Below are 16,868 nucleotides of genomic sequence, written 5' to 3' on the forward strand. Positions count from 1 at the left end.
AGCGATGGCAATACAAACACATATCAATGTGACAGTAGATTTTAGTAAATGGAATGGAAATACATATGATTTGCGTATTCCGAATCATCAATCTATTAAATATTTATTAAAAAACTTATTAGATACGCTAAAGATTGATAATCATGAAGGTTCACATTTTGTAATTAAAGTGAAAAATAAGTCAATTGTTTTAACAGATAATGATCGTTTAATTGATCACCAAATAACAGATGGAGATATTTTGCAAGTTTTATAAAGAATATTTTTTACTTTTAGTTATTTGAAAATAAGTTATTACGGGTTATAAAGAAAAGGAGAAGAGGATAAACATGACGGAAAAAATAATTCAAATTGATGCAATGAACTATCAATTTCAAATAGAAAAAGAAAATTGGAAATTGGAGATGACCAAATCTCAAACACGTATAAAAGACTTCCGTCAATTCGATATAATTACGGGCGAATCATCTGAATTTGTACCATTAACAATAGAAGAAACGGATGATATGTTTACGTTTCTATATCAAGTAGATAAAAAATTATATAAGTGGGACGATCTTAGCCGTTTTGGAAGAAATGAGAAATTAAGACTACTTCGGAATGTTGCGCAGTTTCGTAAATATTTAAATAAACGAATCACGTTCTTTTTACATCCAGACAATATAGTTTTTAATGCTAATTTAATACCAAGTATTATACATAGAGGAATTCGAGATATTGTTCCGCCAACCCCGTTATTAGAAGAGCAATTTTTAACACAATATAAGTGTCTAATTATTGCTTTATTCTCCCAAAAACATAACTTTGATGATTTGTATGCTGGGTTACTAAAAGATGCAAAAGAAACAACATTTGAACAGACCGTTGCTCAAATGGAAAGCTTAGATGCATTACTGCAGTTTCTTGATGACAGCTTTGAGAAGGAACAAACAAAAACAGAAAAAAATATGCAGTTAGTACCTAAAAAAAGCTATAAATCGTTTAAATACTTAGCTTTTTCCTTCATAGCGGCGACAGTTATTTTAGCTGCTCCTTTAATATATTTCACTTTTATAAAATTTCCTTACCAAAATAAATTGTTAGAAGCAAATGCAAGTTTTATAGCAACTGATTATGACAAAGTCATTACGCAATTGAATGAAGAGGAGTTTGAATCATTACCGATTGCATCTAAATATGAGTTAGCATTTGCATACATTACAGCTGAAAAACTAGGTGAAGCTCAAAAGAAATCAATTATGAAAAATATTAGTTTGAAAAGTGATGAAAAGTATTTGCTGTATTGGATGTATAACGGAAAAGGTAATTTTGATAAATCATTAGATTTAGCTAAGACACTTGATGATCCTCAGCTTATTATGTACGGCCTTGTTAAACAAATTGAATCACTGAAAAATAATCCAGATTTATCAGGGGAAGAACGTGATCAAAAGTTAAAAACATATGAGCAACAATTAGATGAATATAAAAAGAAATATGGCAATTCATCAAACGATAAAAATTTGTCGGACACAGAGAAAAAAGAGTAAGCAATTGATGAGACAGTTGAAAAGGAGCAGTGAACACGGATGGAGCAACTATTAGTATTGACTTATGGAGACAAAATATATAAGTGCACATTACATCCAAATGAGCAATCAATAGTGTCGATTGGAAAAGAGTGGACAAATGATATTACGAATCCAAGTTTAGAACAAGAAGTAGAGTTAAAGTGGAATAATGAAGTAAATGCTTGGATGGTACAGGATCAATTAATAGAATTCAATAAGGAAATTGAGATTGGGAAAACAAGAGATGTGAGCTTGAAAATCTTTATATCTATTGTTGGCACAACTAAAGTGTTTGATATTGGAACGAAACATTCTCTTACAGTGAGTCAAAACGATTACGATGATATTTCTATTACCGGGACTAGTGTAGATTTAATGCTATCTCGCGAAACGTTGTACGATTCTTTTAAAGTGAACGTGTATGGCGGGGATGTATTTCATAATTATACGAAGTTAAAAGATAGCGTTATGTTGGAATCAGGAGACGTATTATATTTTGATGGTATTTTATTGGAGATTGGTAGTGAAGACATTCAAGTACTTTCTTCAGAAGATAAAGTGAAATCTGCGTTACCTATTTTAGTAGAATCAGAAACGAATTATCAAAGTGGTTATCCAGACTATCATCGTTCACCACGTATTATTTACCGTGAACCAGAAGAGAAAATGACAATTGCAAAGCCTTCAAGTATGCCATCAAAACCAACGGAGCATTTAGCAAGAATCATTGCACCTTCACTTGTCATGATTGTCGTAACTGTATTACTTGCTATTTTCATGAAATATGGAATGTTTATTATCGCATCGATTGCGATGACATTAGTAACAATCATTGTTTCTGTCACATCGTATATTAAAAATTTGAAGCAATATAAAGTCGACATTGTTGAACGAGATAAAAGCTATAGAGAGTATATAAAACAAAAAACGAAAGATTTACATGCAGAAAGTGAAAAACAGCGTCACGCATTACATTATCACAATCCAAATGTAGAAGTAATACGTAATATGGCAGTTCAAGTAAATCCTAGAATTTATGAAAAAACAATGTTACATCATGATTTCTTAACATTTAGCGTTGGAACAGGACAAGCTAATACGAGTTTTGAAATTCAATTTAATGAAGAAGAATTTAGTCAAACGAAAGATGAATTAATCGATATAGCACGTGAACTAAGACAGCGTTATCTATCATTGGAAGATGTACCAGTTGTAACAGATTTAATGAATGGACCAGTCGGTTATATTGGCCAACGCTCTTTAGTGTTAGAGCAATTACAATTATTAGTTGCACAAACGGCTTTATTCCATAGTTATTATGACTTGCAGTTTATTACTATTTTTCCGGAAGAAGAAAAAGAAAAATGGGATTGGATGCGCTGGTTACCTCATGGAAGTGTTCGCGATATAAATGTACGTGGATTTGTATACCATGATCGTAGCCGTGATCAAGTGTTAAATAGTTTGTATCAAATATTGAAAGAACGAAAATTAAAACTAGATGAAAAAAGTTCTACTAATGAAAAAATGTACTTTGCACCGCACTATGTCGTTCTCATTACAGATGAAAAACTAATATTAGACCATGTTGTTATGGAATTCTTTAATGATGATCCGAGTCAATTAGGTGTATCACTTGTATTTGTACAAGATGTTATGCAAAGTTTACCGGAGCATGTGAAAACGGTAATAGATATAAGAGATGCAAAACAAGGGAACATCATCTTAGAGCAAGGAGAGCTTGTTAACCGTCAATTTAAACTAAATCACGTACCGAAAGGGTTCAATTTAGAAGATATTTCACGGGCATTAGCACCATTAAATCATTTGCAAAACTTAAAAAATAGTATTCCAGAAAGCGTAACATTTTTAGAAATGTACGGCGTTGAAAAAGTAAAAGAACTGAATATCACAAGTCGTTGGGAGAAAAATGCAGCGCATAAATCTTTAGCTGTACCACTTGGATTACGTGGGAAAGAAGATATCGTAAACTTAAACTTACACGAAAAAGCACACGGACCACACGGATTAATAGCAGGTACAACCGGTTCAGGTAAATCAGAAATTATACAATCGTACATTTTATCTCTAGCAGTTAATTTCCATCCGTACGAAGTAGCCTTTTTACTAATTGACTATAAAGGCGGCGGTATGGCGAATTTATTCAAAAACTTACCGCATTTATTAGGAACAATTACGAACTTAGATGGAGCACAAAGTATGAGAGCGCTCGCATCAATTAAAGCTGAATTACAGAAAAGACAACGATTATTTGGTGAAAATGATGTAAACCATATTAATCAGTATCAAAAACTGTATAAAGAAGGCTTAGTAAGTGAGCCGATGCCGCATCTATTTTTAATTAGTGATGAATTCGCGGAATTGAAGTCAGAACAACCAGAATTTATGAAAGAGTTAGTTTCAACAGCGCGTATCGGTCGTTCACTTGGGATCCATTTAATATTAGCTACGCAAAAACCAAGTGGTGTTGTAGATGATCAAATTTGGAGTAACTCGAAATTCAAACTAGCACTAAAAGTTCAAAATACGTCAGATAGTAATGAAATCTTAAAAACGCCAGATGCCGCTGAAATTACATTACCAGGACGTGCTTACTTACAAGTTGGGAATAATGAAATTTATGAACTATTCCAATCAGCCTGGAGCGGAGCAGACTATGTAGAAAACAAAGAGGATAAAGAACATTTAGACGCAACAATCTATGCAATAAATGATCTAGGACAATATGAAATATTAAGTGAAGACTTAAGTGGACTTGGTAGCAGTAAAGAAGTAATAAGCGTACCATCTGAACTGGATGCTGTTATTGACTACATTCACGATTACGCAGAAGTAAATGAAATTGAAGCGTTAGCTAGACCGTGGTTACCACCACTTCCAGAAAGCGTATATTTACAAGACTTACATGCTATTCAGTTCAAAGAAGCATGGACGAAAGAAAAGAAACCATTAAAAGCAACAATTGGTCTACTAGATCAGCCTGAATTACAATCACAAACACCATTAACACTAGATATTAGTAAAGACGGACACGTAGCGATCTTCTCAAGCCCAGGCTACGGAAAATCAACATTCTTACAATCAGTCATTATGGATGTAGCTCGTCAGCATAGTCCGGAGCATTTGCATGTGTATTTAGTGGACCTTGGAACAAATGGTCTTCTACCTTTAAAAGGATTACCTCATGTAGCGGATACGATTACAATTGACGAATCAGAAAAATGCTTAAAGTTTGTAGAAAGATTAACTCAAGAAATGAAAAATCGTAAACGATTATTAAGTGAATATGACGTTGCGAGTATTGAAATGTATGAAAAGGCAAGTGGGAAAGAAATACCACATATTATTATTGCAATCGACAATTATGATGCAGTAAAAGAAGCGAAGTTCTATGAAAGCTTTGAAATGCTAATTATGCAAATTGTCCGAGATGGTGCAAGTTTAGGAATTCATACCTTAATTAGTGCAGGGCGACAAAATGCACTTAGAATTCAATTGTACAATAATATTAAAATCCAAACTTGCCTATATATGATTGATCAAAGTGAAGTAGCTAGTATTGTAGGGAGATCTGATATAAAAGTGGAAGAAACAGCAGGAAGAGCGTTAATAAAACTAGAATCTCCTACATTATTCCAGGCTGCATTGCCTACGAAAGCAGAAGATGAACTACAACAAATTCAATTATTACAACAAGAAGCAAATGATATGGACCGAGAATGGGATGGAGAACGTCCGAAGGCAATTCCAATGATGCCAGAAATTATTGATATTGCTACTTATCGTAAAAATAAAGACGTTACAAAAGCTCTACAAGCAGCAAGAATTCCAATGGGGCTTGATTTTGCAAACGTAGAAGTTGTAGCTCATGATATTGCAGTGAATGATCATTTAATGATTTATAGTGTAGATGATAGTATGAGAAAACAAATTGTATCTAGTATCCTATCTCAATTGAATAAAGATTATTTTGAAAGTGTGACGTTGGTGGATACAGCAGAGTATAGTTTCGTTCAATATAAAGACGATGTGACGCACTACATTGTAGACGAAAATGAAATAAATATGCATGCAAAGTATTGGATGGAAGTAATTCGTGAACGAGCTCTTGAATTAGCACAAGCAAGACAAGAAGGTAGAGAAATTCCTGCATTCACAAAACAACTCATTATCATGACAAATGTTGAAGAGTTTAGTAAATTTGTTTATTTAGAAATGGAAGATGCAGCAACTTTAATTGATCTATCTCGTACAGTGGGCATTTACTTTGTATTAGCAGGTCACCACGACTACATGGACCGAAATCGTGAAGCTCTACCTATGAAAATGAGAAGTAAGCTAACAGCAGCAATTATCGCAATGCCATTAAATGATCAAAGTATCTTCAACATAAAATATATAAGCAACGAAGCGCCATTAGGTAAAGATGAAGTGTATTACTATCAAAAAGGGAACATAATGAAACTAAAAATGCCTAGAGTAACTAACGAGGTGACAGTATGAAATTAAAGAAGAAAGCTAAGGTGATGATAGTCGTGTCAATAGTGGCAAGTTTATTAAGTGGATGTGGTTTTGGAGAGACAAAGATAGAGTATGAGAGATTAGTAAAGGCGTTGGATGAAGGGGATATGAAGACAGTTATGTCTGCGAGTGATGATGGGTATGCGTATGTGAAAGAAGAGGTTAGGGATAGTACGTTTTGGGCGGAAAATGATAAACGCATTAACGTCGTATATCAAACGACAGGAGCGGTATACAATATCAAAGAAAAAAGGTTCTATGGGACAACTTTACAAGAAATTGCTAGTTCATTAAATAATGAGCAAAAAAAAGAAGAAACTATATATAGAACTAGTATTAAATATGAAGATAATCAATTGAAAAGTCCAGATCAAAGTTTGGATGTTTCGAATGTTCATTTTATATTTGATAGATTGAAGGGAATAGATAGTTTAAAACCCAAAAAAGATAAAAAAAGATTTAGTGAACCATCCAAGGTAACATATTACTTAACTGAATCGGAATTTCAAGAAATAATTAATGATAAGTTAAAGGTGGACTATGATAAATTTGATGAAGCAATATTATTATTGGAATTTAATTCGGCAAAAGATACAAAAGAAAATCCTATGGAATTCACTACGATAAGCATAACGATGGGGTATGAAAAAAAGAATAAAGAAGGTCAATTAATAAGACATGATCAAAAAATAGCAATCTATTTAAATACTAAAGAAGATAATAATGAAAATTCTAAAAACAAATATGAGGAGTATGAAAGACAATATATGAATAATAGGTAATGTATAAAATAGGAGGGAATAAGTGTGGGGAATAGTACAAATGATCTCCAAAGATTTAAAATAAACAGTGATGTAGGAAAATTAAGATTAGCAGCAGCTGATATTTATGCTTTTAATGAAAAAGAAGATGATTATAGTAATCCAGACTCAGGAAAAAATAAGAAAAGACTAGAAGATAACTTTGATGCCGAACTAATAGCAGAGGATGATCAACATCCTCAGACTGGTTTTGGGGCATACGCTCTAAAAGACAACCATACAGGTGAAATTTTTATAGTTTACGTTGGAACGCAACCGAGTCAAATAGGCGATTTAGCAACCGATGGAGCAATTGGACTGCATAATTTAACTAATTCACCTATATTTGGGTCATTAGCGGAGTTTCAGTATAGTCAAGCGGAAAGATTTTATGAAAAAGTCAAAGCGGATAATAAAGGAAAGAAGATAACTTTACTAGGGCACTCTTTAGGTGGCGGAGCAGCGAATACAGTTGCATTAAGACATCAAGAAGATAATATAAACGTATTAGCTTTAAATCCTGCGCCTGTTTTAAATAAAGATGTGGTTAAGTACGGATACGGGACCAATATGAAAAATTGCCGCAGTCTTATAAATGAATATGATCCTTTGTATGGCGCCATTAAAGCCGCAGATTTTGTAATACCTGGACAGGTTTATAAAATGGAAAATGGGGAAGGGCATTCTTTTTTATATGATCCAAAATTTTATTCTGGGAATGGGAATGTAGCAATAGATAAATTGAAAAAGGTTAGCGAAACAGGATTTGATTGGAAATTTGGTTTTTTAGAAATATCAGAATCTGCTGGGGACCTATATAAAGGAATCACTGGAAAAAAAACATTAAGTACAACAGAAGAAGTTGTAGTGGATTTAGTGGTAAATGGAACCCCAGTCAGTGCAATTCTAGTTGCAATAACAGTAGTGGGAGATACTAGTGCTCTAGCAACAAAAATAGCAAGTATAGGTGTAGAAACAGGAAAAAAAGCTTTGAAATTTAGTAAGGAAGTTATACAAGAAGTTAGAAATCAGGTGAATGCGGCTGTGGATTGGATAGAGAATAAATTAGCAAAATGTAAGGAAAAGGTACTTGAAGTGTTAGAATCAGTATTTAACGCAGCTGTAGATTTTTTAGTAGGATGCATCATTCTTTATTTATCCCGTGATGAAATTATAGCAATTGCAAAAGAAGTAGCATCTTCTCTTGTTCAAGATATTTTAGATGTATTTAAAGGTGACTTTGAAATTGATACAAATATTGCTTCAATTGCTGGAGATTATGTAAGAAGCCATCGCCAATCATTATTAAACTATTTTATGAATGATGGTAGTAGAGGGTTAAATCGTTCATTATTAGTAGAGATTTCTAGAGATGTGAACGAACTTTCAAATGATTTAAAAGAGTTAAGTCAAGATGTAACAGATGCGGTAATTTCTATGATAGCAAAAGATGAAGAGTTAGCTTCAGTTTCTTATTATTGATAAATGTTAAGGAAGGGGGTATGAGGATGGATTTACATATGATAATGTCGAGGGTTCATAGTACATTTCCGGACAGTGGTGGGCGAGATCAAATTATTAATGTTGTTATGCAACTTGAAAAAGCAGCTGTATCTTTGACCGGAGATATTAGAAGATTAGAAAATAGTATTGATAATAGTTTACAAGGTAAAACACGTGATGCTTTTATTGATCGTATCCGCCAATTAGAAAAAAGGCGACAAAAAATAGAAGAGAAAATTATCGTGTTAAAAGGATCGGTGAATTAATATGAAAGATTATATGGAGAAAGTTTTGCCTTTAGGAAGTGTAGTGAGGTTGAGTACTGAGGAAGAAAAAGATGTAGAGTATGTAATTACTACAAGAGGAATACTTCTCGATGAAGACACTTTCTATGACTATGGTGGGGTATTACACCCAGTAGGTTTGACGGGAGAGACATATAAATTATTCAATGACTTTGATATATCAGAAGTGAAATTTGAAGGGTATAAAAATTCTATTGAAGGAAATTTTGCTCATAATTTTAAAATATGGCGAAATGAATTTGTAAAAACGATAAAGAACAAGGCTGAAAATAATAAGTAACAATTATTAATAAAACAAAGGCTATAATATATTTGGAAATAAATAGACTTTCCTCTTCCAAAATGGAAAGAGGAAAGTCTATTTTTGATTGAATAAGAATCTAAATATCTAATATTACGTGGGAACAATATGAAAAAGAGCGCCAAGATGAAGTGACCCCTAAAAGTTAGACACGGTTATTTCATTAGGCAGCTTGATAAAAGTGAGTCCGGTATTGTACCGGGCTCATTTTTAATTTTGCCTTAATCCGTTTCATATTATAATAATCTATATATTTTTCTAATTCTATTTTAAAGTGCTCTACATTTTCAAATTCTTTTATGTAGAGGAACTCCGACTTCATAATCCCAAAGAAATTTTCTATTACTGCGTTGTCGTAACAGTTGCCTTTTCGAGACATACTCTGGACGATAGCTCTTGATTCAAGTGTCCGGACGTACTGTCTCATTTGATAATGCCATCCTTGATCCGAATGCATCAGTAGCTGGTGGGTTTCAGGTAAACGTTCCAATGCTTTCTCTAACATGTCTGAAACAAGCGAATACGTCGGTCTAGAACCAATTGTATAGGTAATAATTTCACCATTATACAAATCTAATACAGGTGATACATACAGTTTTTCTCCAAACAATTTAAACTCTGTGATGTCTGTTACCCACTTTTGATTCGGTGCATCTGTATGAAAATTACGCTCTAAAATATTAGGTGCGATTCTACCGACTTTTCCTTTATAGGATTTATATTTCTTCATACGCACGACACACTTTAACTCAAGCTCTTTCATAATGCGCTGAACCTTCTTGTGGTTCACTTTCTGGCCACGATTCGTTAATTCATCACGAATGCGACGGTAACCATAACGACCTTCATTTTCCTCATAAATCGCTTTAATCTCAGCTTTCAAATCGGCATCTACATCTGGACGATTCATTTTCTTTACTAAATCATAATATGTGCTTCGAGGAATAGTAGCTAGCTCCACAAGTGCCTTCACCGAATATTTATGCCTTAATTCATAGACTACTTGCGCTTTGTCTTGTTTTGTGATTTTTCCTTGTTTTGAACTAAGGCATTTAACTTTTTTAAGTACTCATTTTCCATCTCAAGCTGTTTAATGCGTGCTTCAAGTGCTTCGACTGACCCTTCAGCTAAAGGTTGTTTTAATTGTTTATTTGAATCTTTTTTCATGGATGGACGCCCCTTTTTCTTAGATTGAAGGGCATCAATTCCTTGTGTTTCGAGCTGTTTTTTCCAAACAGAAACCGTTGAAGGGGCAGGAATATTAAAAATAGCTGCCGTCTCAAATAAGGACATACCGTTTTCAATCATAAAGTTTAGTACGTCTAGTTTAAATTGTTGTGTGTAATTTGTACATCGTTTTAGAAAAGCTTCCAGACCATTCTGTTTATATTGGTTTACCCAATTCAAAATGATTGTGTCACTTATACCGAGCGATCTACCCATTTCTCGATAACTTTCATTCCCGTTCAAATAACGTAGAACGATTTGTATTTTTTCATCAGCTGTAAATTTAGCCATAGAAAAACTGCACCTCCAATTGTTAGACTGTGTCTAACAATTGGGGTGCAGTTCAAGAATTTATAGCGAATAGAAAAAGAATAAGAGAAAAAGAGCAAAAGCTGAAATAATATTTGTAAATAATAGTCATAGACTGTTTTTTATGGTGAAAATCTATCTGTGAAGAAATAAATCATTTTATACTGTACGATGAAAATGGGGATATTTCGGTATTTTTATAGTTAGGAAAAAGTTATTCTAAAAGGAGTATGTTGGGTGAATCATAGACGCAAGAAAAAGAAACCGAAACAAATAAGAAAAGAATCTGTTCAGATAAAATCGATAGTAGAAGAAAAACCGCTAAAGAAGAGTAGCAACAAGTTGGTCGATATTCTCCTAGGTATTCTTCTTTTTCCAATTCTTATATGGGCTGTCTTGGAAGGTTGTACAACACAAGTAAGCAAAGGGAAGACTTTCCTTATTATCGTTTTCTTTCTCTTAATTGCAATAGGGTTATCTATGATAGGAAACAAATAAGGGGGAGTTCAGATGTTTAAGAAGAAGGAGAAAAAAAAACATTTACGTTAGATTGGTAAACACACAAGGGGAAATCATTCGAGAGTTTAATTGTACAGAAAAAGACTTGCGAAAAGTAAAAGAAAATGGTACTGAAATTCGTTTGGTTGGAGATAACTCATATGAGATGGTAGCAACCGATGAACAACTAGAAAAACTAGCAAGAGCTGAAGCAGAAATCGAAGCGGAAGTTAAGGCATGGGAAGATGCTTTAAATGAGAGTTTGGATGAACGCGAAGAAAGAGAAGCGAGACAGAAGGAATTGAAAGAAAAGAATAAATGGAGTACAAAGAAGAAAGTAATCGTATTTGGACTGATATTCTTTGTATTTATTGGATTACCTATTATCGAAGGGTATCAAAATAGTAAACTAGTTGAAGAAGGTACATCATTACATGCAGAAATTGTAGGTAGGCATGTAGAGAAGGAATTCATGTTTACACACCCCACATTAGTAGTTGAGGTAGATGGTAAAAAGCATAATGTATGGGTAAGTGAAGAGACATATAACGGAGCAGAGTGGTTAGGTAGACTAAAAGTCATCAAAACAAAAGATGGTAAAGTTGAGAAAGACCCTAGATATGAGGGTGAAGACTTAATTACGAGTTATTAAGCAGTAGGTTTTTAATGTTTGCTCCTCAAATTAAACAACATTATTATTTGCAAAAATCGAATCCATTAAAATAAAAAACAAATTTTAAATAACTGTAATAACCTCCTAGCATATTGTCGATGGGAGGTTATCACCTTTCTGAAGATAAAATTAAAGAGCTATATTATCTCGATACAATTGTGATGACAGTAACGTTTTTACTAAGTGAGTGGAGTTTCAGGGAGTATGAGGGATATGCTTAAGTGAAAGAGAGAAGAATATTTAGAGCTTTTGAGGAGAAAGAAGGCTATTTGAACTATCAAAAGCATTCTGATTATGTACGGTAATTAATGTAGAGATAATATTATCTGAATATAGTTACGCAAAGATGAATGTATTTAAAAAGTTAGGAATGTAATGGGATGTTATTGAATGAAAATTATTTAAGCTGTATAGAGGTGAAACGTCAGGATGTGGAATATAAAAGAAGAAGATTTAGATAAGTTTAGGATGACATGTAATGATCGTTTAAGTCCTGAGGGTGCTACAGGATTTATGTTTGGAGGAATACTTTATAGTTCAATAGCCGTCTTTTCTATTATTGTATCAGGTGATTGGGATTACTGTATGGTTCTCCTTAATATAGGAATTGTTAAGCTGGAAGTGTTGTTATATGCTCTGCAAGTAATTTTTTTCATTTTATATTTATTTCCAAAAGCTCAATTTAAATTTCAAAAGCTACAAACACTTGTCGTATTATTATACGCACTTCAAATGGCTACTATATTACTTACAGTTTTAGTTGTTTCTGAAATAGCTAATAATTCAATGGATCGTATTACGTTGAATTATGTATGTTTGCTATATTTAGGAGCAGTAATTTTTCATATTGTAACAACAATAGATACATTTAAATTGGCAAGTGAAGGTGCGTTTAGTATGGATGAAAGATCCGTATCCTTTTTTAGTAAAACAAAAGGAACTATGATGAAAGTTGCTTCAATATACGCATTAATCATTCTTATTTTGATTTATTTTCATAATGATTATGCGTTTGATACTTTTATTGGATATGTAATAGGAACTGTTTTAATGTATACGATAGCCATAGGAGCAGCTGAATTTCAGCTATTAGCATATTGCAGATTTAAATTTCCATCATTTAATAAAACGTGGGAGCAACATAAAAGAGAGACTCCAAGATATCGAAAGAAAAATAAAAAAGGTAAAACGAAACGTAAGGCATAAAGAAAGTGCGTATTGTACGTTTTGATGATAGAAAAGTAATTATTTACAAGAGAGTATTTTAACTTCTAAAAGAAAATTTAATTATGTAAGGTGATTAAAGTGATTAGAAGGTTATCTGATCGAAAATGTAGAGTGGGTAGTGTGATGATGAAATGAACATAAAAAAGGTTTCTAAAATGATTACTATCATAATAACAATCAGCCTACTACAAGCATGCAGTTTTTTTGAAGAAAAGGTAGAGTATGAGCCATTTATTAAGGCATTGGATGAAGGTGACATGAAAAAGGTTATGTCTGCAAGTGATGATGGGTATGCTTTTGTGGAACAAAGAGGTATTTATAGTACGTTTGAGCAAAAAGAAGATGGAGAGCATAGTAAGACAATTCGTCAAACTACGGAAGGTGTATATAATACAAAAGATAAAAGTTTATATGGAGAGGCGATACAAACAGTTACGACTGATATAGAAAAAGACAAGGGAAAAAGGACAAATGAGAATTATAAAAAAGAAACTATTTATAGTACTCATGTTAAGTATGAAAATGGACAGGTGAAAAGTTCGGATTCAAATCTAGATGTTTCATACGTAAACTTAATTGTAGATCGTTTAAATGGGATAGGGAAACTAAAAATGAAGCCTGAAGATGATATGAAAAAGTTTGATCAGCCTAATTCAGTGGGATATCGACTAACTGAATCTGAATTTAAAAATATTATTAATAATAAATTAAAGATACAATACGATGAATTTGATGGAGCAACAATCGTATTGTACCTGGATGCCCCAAATAATCCAAAACAAATTTTGCAAATGAGGATAGATATAGATTTTAAAGAAAAGAATGAGGATGGAAAATTAATAGAAAATATGTTCCAAATAATAACGTATTTTAATAGAAAACAGGATAATAACCAAGATGCGAGACAGGAATATTTAAAATACAAGGCGCAGTACAACAAAAGAGATTGTTAAGAGTTGCGATGAAAATAAAAAGGTATAAAATCAGTGACTAAGAAAATTGCATCTTTATTTTGGTAATATACTATAGTTCGGGGAAAGGTGGAGTTAACAAATGTGGAACATAAAAGAAGAAGATTTAGATGAATTTAGAATTACATGTAGACATCGTTTAAGCCCTGAAGGAGCTATGTTGTTTATGTTTGGTGGAATGCTTTATAGTTCGTTATTGATGCTTTTTATTTTTGGAGCATTAATTAGATTTGGCTGGGATTACTATCCGACTCTTTTTGACACAGTAATAGTCAGAATGGAATTGTTGTTATATAGCCTACAAGTAATCTTTTTTATTATATATCTGATCCCTAAGGTACGTTTTAAATTTCAAAAACTCCAGACATTGGTGATATTATTATATGCGTTTCAGTTAGGTACTATAGGTCTTACGGCATTTGTTCTTCCAGGGATGAGTAATTATTCTATTAATTTTATTACGCTTATTTATGTAGGTTTACTAGTATTAGGAGCAATACTTGTTCATGGTGTAACAACAGTTGATACTCTTAAACAAGCAAGTAAAGGTGCATTTAGTATGGGAGAAAGATCTACTTCATTTTTTAATAAGGCAAAGAAAAATATAATGTTTGGTGTGGTAATTTATGTACTAATTCTTCTTGTTTTAATTTATATACAAAATAATTACTCATTGAGCATAATGTTTGGTTACTTTATATTTACGTTCATCATGTACGCGGTAGCCATAGGTGCAGCAGAGTTCCAATTATTAGCCTATTGTAGATTTAAATTTCCATCATTTTATATTTCGTGGGAGGAACATGAAAGGGAACGTCAGAAAAGACTAAAGCTTTATGAAGAGAAGGAAAAAAGAAAACTAAAGAAATAAAATAAGTTTTGGTTTCTGAAAATTCGAATAGAATATATAAACAATTAAGGATTGTATATAAATTAATGCTATTAAAAATTAAAGCATCTTCAATATAATCTGTATGAGTAAATAAATAGCAGTAAGTAAAGGTGAAATGTATTAATTTCCAAAAAGGAACATAATGAACTTAAAAATGCCTAGGGAAATCAACGGGGTGTCAGTATGAAGTTAAAGAAGAAATCTAAGATGATGATAGTTCTGTCAATAGTATCAAGTTTATTAAGTGGATGTGGTTTTGGGGAGACGAAGATAGAGTATGAGAGATTAGTAAAGGCATTGGATGAAGGTGACATGAAAAAGGTTATGTCTGCGAGTGATGATGGATATGCGTATGTGGAACAAAGAGGTATATATAGTACATATGAGCAAAAGGAAGATGGAGAGCATAGAAAAACAATCTATCAAACTTCGGAAGGGATATATAATACGAAAGATAAAAGTTTATATGGAAATACAACACAAGAGGTTACTTCAGCAGTAGACAGCAAAGATAATAAAGAAGAAGTTGTTTATCGTACCAATATTATGTATAAAAATGGACAGGTACAAAGTCCGGAATCGAATCTGGATGTTTCATATGTGAACTTAATTGTAGATCGTTTAAAAGGGATAGGGAAACTAAAGATGAAGCCCGGGGATGATATAAAAAAGTTTGATCAGCCTAGTACTGTTGGATACAAACTAACTGAATTAGAGTTTCAGAGTATCATTAATGATAAGTTGAAAATACAATATGATGAATATGATGGTGGATCAATCGCATTGCATATTGATTCTAAAAATGGTTCAAAGCAGATATTGGAAGTAAGTATTGTAATAAATTATAAGAAAAGAAATGATGAAGGCAAGTTAGTAAAATACATATCACAAATACATACATCTTTTGATAGTCACCAAGGTAATAACAAAGATGCGAAACAGGAATATATTGATTTTAAAGCAAAGTATAATAAGACGCAGTAATATTTAGAAGGGCATTTGTACGTAAAGATAATAGCGACATAAGTGTGATAAATGTTTCATAAATATAGTGGAAAGAATTTGAGGATAAACGCCCCAATTGCTGGAGTAGATGCAACAACTGGGGCGTTTATCTGTCTAAATTTAGCTTGAATACATGACATGTTTTAGTTAGGGGCACGGCTTTACAAGTAGTTTCTCCATCTTCATAATAACGGTGTGAGTTATTTTGTAATTTGCTTGTATTACTAAGTTACGACTATTTCCTCTTATAGAGTTACTTCTTATTATCGATACATCGTCCACATTCCAATGTCTTTAAATCCTAGTCGTTTATAAATTCGTCCAGCAACTGGATTGTTATAAAATAAACAAAGTGTTCGGCTTTCTTTCGTAAAGTCTTGAATCATTTTTTGTAATATGAGTGAAGCAAATCCATTTCCACGATAATTCGGGTGTGTACATACACCAACTACCATAGCGGATAATGAATTTTCAGCGGAAGTAGAGGTGGATGCGATGATCACGCCGTCTTTTTCAATATAGTATGTGCGTCCTGTATTCGTTTCGATAGCCTGCCTTAATATTTTCTCTGATTCATTGGTAGTCGGAAATTCAGCAATGTCACTTCGTAATTTCATAATTCGTTCTATATCATCGAGTGACGCAAGTTTAATCGTTTCATGAATAGGCGTGTCAGGTAAGTTGTTGTCATTTAGACATTCACAAAAATACATTTCATTTTTGACGCCTAATTGTAGAGTTGGAGCAGTTTCAAACTTTTCTACAATGGTTGACTTACCAGAGAGTTTAAGTGGCTTATATGCGGAAAGAAGTGCCTCATAATCAGTGGTAACAAAGTCTTCTTTACTATATGGTATAAATGAATCGTGGAATCGGAGTAAAATTGATTTTAATGTTCCATTCTCTTTAAATACTCCCCATAGTTCTTGAAAATCTGTGTCATAACCGAAAGCTTCAATATCTCCAATAATAAACAAGTTAAGGGCTGCTTCTTCTTTTAGATAAGCGAATACTTGTTCATGATCTTTCTTTGTTAATTTTCGCATCATAACGAATCGACCTCTT

Annotated in this window: 14 protein-coding genes and 2 pseudogenes; 14 read left to right on the plus strand and 2 right to left on the minus strand. The window is 32.8% G+C overall.

Going from position 1 to position 16,868, the window contains the following annotated elements; genetic code table 11:
- Nucleotides 1-4 precede the first annotated feature (4 nt).
- The 8 genes and pseudogenes from DN407_RS09955 to DN407_RS09985 all read left to right on the plus strand — a co-directional run bounded on the left by DN407_RS09955 (nucleotide 5) and on the right by DN407_RS09985 (nucleotide 8,980).
- Entirely contained in the window at nucleotides 5-256 is a 252-nt protein-coding gene (locus DN407_RS09955) for an EsaB/YukD family protein (RefSeq protein WP_001007571.1), read from the plus strand.
- Nucleotides 257-329: 73 nt separating this feature from the next.
- Nucleotides 330-1,529 carry a type VII secretion protein EssB gene (gene essB, locus DN407_RS09960; RefSeq protein ID WP_000136611.1) on the plus strand — a complete coding sequence of 400 codons (1,200 nt, stop codon included), beginning with the start codon at nucleotides 330-332 and terminating at the stop codon, nucleotides 1,527-1,529.
- Nucleotides 1,530-1,568: 39 nt separating this feature from the next.
- Nucleotides 1,569-1,850: pseudogene (locus tag DN407_RS32920) on the plus strand (FtsK/SpoIIIE N-terminal domain-containing protein); the annotation flags it as partial.
- Nucleotides 1,845-6,074 (plus strand): annotated as a pseudogene (gene essC, locus DN407_RS09965) (type VII secretion protein EssC); the annotation flags it as partial. The pseudogenes DN407_RS32920 and essC, both read left to right, overlap by 6 nt.
- Entirely contained in the window at nucleotides 6,071-6,874 is an 804-nt protein-coding gene (locus tag DN407_RS09970) for a DUF3952 domain-containing protein (RefSeq protein ID WP_061673126.1), read from the plus strand. The pseudogene essC and the gene DN407_RS09970, both read left to right, overlap by 4 nt.
- Before the next feature lie 24 nt (nucleotides 6,875-6,898).
- Entirely contained in the window at nucleotides 6,899-8,374 is a 1,476-nt protein-coding gene (locus DN407_RS09975) for an alpha/beta hydrolase family protein (RefSeq protein ID WP_061673125.1), read from the plus strand.
- A 26-nt stretch (nucleotides 8,375-8,400) separates the two neighbouring features.
- Entirely contained in the window at nucleotides 8,401-8,661 is a 261-nt protein-coding gene (locus DN407_RS09980) for a hypothetical protein (protein WP_000363090.1), read from the plus strand.
- 1 nt (nucleotide 8,662) lies between these two features.
- Entirely contained in the window at nucleotides 8,663-8,980 is a 318-nt protein-coding gene (locus tag DN407_RS09985) for a DUF4176 domain-containing protein (RefSeq protein ID WP_000656388.1), read from the plus strand.
- A gap of 184 nt (nucleotides 8,981-9,164) precedes the next feature.
- Here DN407_RS09985 and DN407_RS09990 read toward each other — a convergent pair.
- A protein-coding gene (locus DN407_RS09990) for an IS3 family transposase (RefSeq protein ID WP_149215967.1) occupies nucleotides 9,165-10,519 on the minus strand; the annotation gives its coding sequence in 2 pieces (ribosomal slippage) (nucleotides 9,165-10,066 and nucleotides 10,066-10,519; 1,356 coding nt in all).
- Nucleotides 10,520-10,774: 255 nt separating this feature from the next.
- Here DN407_RS09990 and DN407_RS10000 point away from each other — a divergent pair.
- From DN407_RS10000 to DN407_RS10025, 6 genes are all read left to right on the plus strand, one after another.
- Entirely contained in the window at nucleotides 10,775-11,035 is a 261-nt protein-coding gene (locus DN407_RS10000; protein ID WP_001016553.1) for a hypothetical protein, read from the plus strand.
- A 52-nt stretch (nucleotides 11,036-11,087) separates the two neighbouring features.
- Nucleotides 11,088-11,687: a hypothetical protein gene (locus tag DN407_RS10005; protein ID WP_149216206.1), complete on the plus strand. Its 600-nt coding sequence runs from the start codon at nucleotides 11,088-11,090 to the stop codon at nucleotides 11,685-11,687.
- A gap of 450 nt (nucleotides 11,688-12,137) precedes the next feature.
- The gene (locus tag DN407_RS10010; protein ID WP_000267128.1) at nucleotides 12,138-12,914 is read left to right on the plus strand and encodes a hypothetical protein; all 777 of its coding nucleotides are present in this window, start codon (nucleotides 12,138-12,140) and stop codon (nucleotides 12,912-12,914) included.
- A 176-nt stretch (nucleotides 12,915-13,090) separates the two neighbouring features.
- Complete coding sequence (locus DN407_RS10015; RefSeq protein WP_415483719.1) at nucleotides 13,091-13,888, plus strand: DUF3952 domain-containing protein; 798 nt, start codon at nucleotides 13,091-13,093, stop codon at nucleotides 13,886-13,888.
- 100 nt (nucleotides 13,889-13,988) lie between these two features.
- A complete protein-coding gene (locus tag DN407_RS10020) occupies nucleotides 13,989-14,777 on the plus strand; it encodes a hypothetical protein (RefSeq protein ID WP_063245854.1) in 789 nt (262 codons plus the stop codon).
- Between the two features lie 204 nt (nucleotides 14,778-14,981).
- Nucleotides 14,982-15,782 carry a DUF3952 domain-containing protein gene (locus DN407_RS10025; protein WP_063245853.1) on the plus strand — a complete coding sequence of 267 codons (801 nt, stop codon included), beginning with the start codon at nucleotides 14,982-14,984 and terminating at the stop codon, nucleotides 15,780-15,782.
- Between the two features lie 284 nt (nucleotides 15,783-16,066).
- Here DN407_RS10025 and DN407_RS10030 read toward each other — a convergent pair whose 3' ends face one another.
- The gene (locus DN407_RS10030) at nucleotides 16,067-16,852 is read right to left on the minus strand and encodes a GNAT family N-acetyltransferase (RefSeq protein WP_149216207.1); all 786 of its coding nucleotides are present in this window, start codon (nucleotides 16,850-16,852) and stop codon (nucleotides 16,067-16,069) included.
- Nucleotides 16,853-16,868 lie beyond the last annotated feature (16 nt).

It is taken from the genome of Bacillus sp. JAS24-2 (genome assembly GCF_008274905.1).
Classification (GTDB): Bacteria; Bacillota; Bacilli; order Bacillales; family Bacillaceae_G; genus Bacillus_A; species Bacillus_A cereus.

Bases quoted from the DNA above. Each gene is read 5' to 3' on its own strand.
- DN407_RS10030 (WP_149216207.1), bottom strand. From the start codon at position 16,852: ATGATGCGAAAATTAACAAAGAAAGATCATGAACAAGTATTCGCTTAT.
- DN407_RS10010 (WP_000267128.1), top strand. From the start codon at position 12,138: ATGTGGAATATAAAAGAAGAAGATTTAGATAAGTTTAGGATGACATGT.
- essB (WP_000136611.1), top strand. From the start codon at position 330: ATGACGGAAAAAATAATTCAAATTGATGCAATGAACTATCAATTTCAA.
- DN407_RS10025 (WP_063245853.1), top strand. From the start codon at position 14,982: ATGAAGTTAAAGAAGAAATCTAAGATGATGATAGTTCTGTCAATAGTA.
- DN407_RS10020 (WP_063245854.1), top strand. From the start codon at position 13,989: ATGTGGAACATAAAAGAAGAAGATTTAGATGAATTTAGAATTACATGT.
- DN407_RS10015 (WP_415483719.1), top strand. From the start codon at position 13,091: ATGATTACTATCATAATAACAATCAGCCTACTACAAGCATGCAGTTTT.
- DN407_RS09955 (WP_001007571.1), top strand. From the start codon at position 5: ATGGCAATACAAACACATATCAATGTGACAGTAGATTTTAGTAAATGG.
- DN407_RS09970 (WP_061673126.1), top strand. From the start codon at position 6,071: ATGAAATTAAAGAAGAAAGCTAAGGTGATGATAGTCGTGTCAATAGTG.
- DN407_RS09985 (WP_000656388.1), top strand. From the start codon at position 8,663: ATGAAAGATTATATGGAGAAAGTTTTGCCTTTAGGAAGTGTAGTGAGG.
- DN407_RS09980 (WP_000363090.1), top strand. From the start codon at position 8,401: ATGGATTTACATATGATAATGTCGAGGGTTCATAGTACATTTCCGGAC.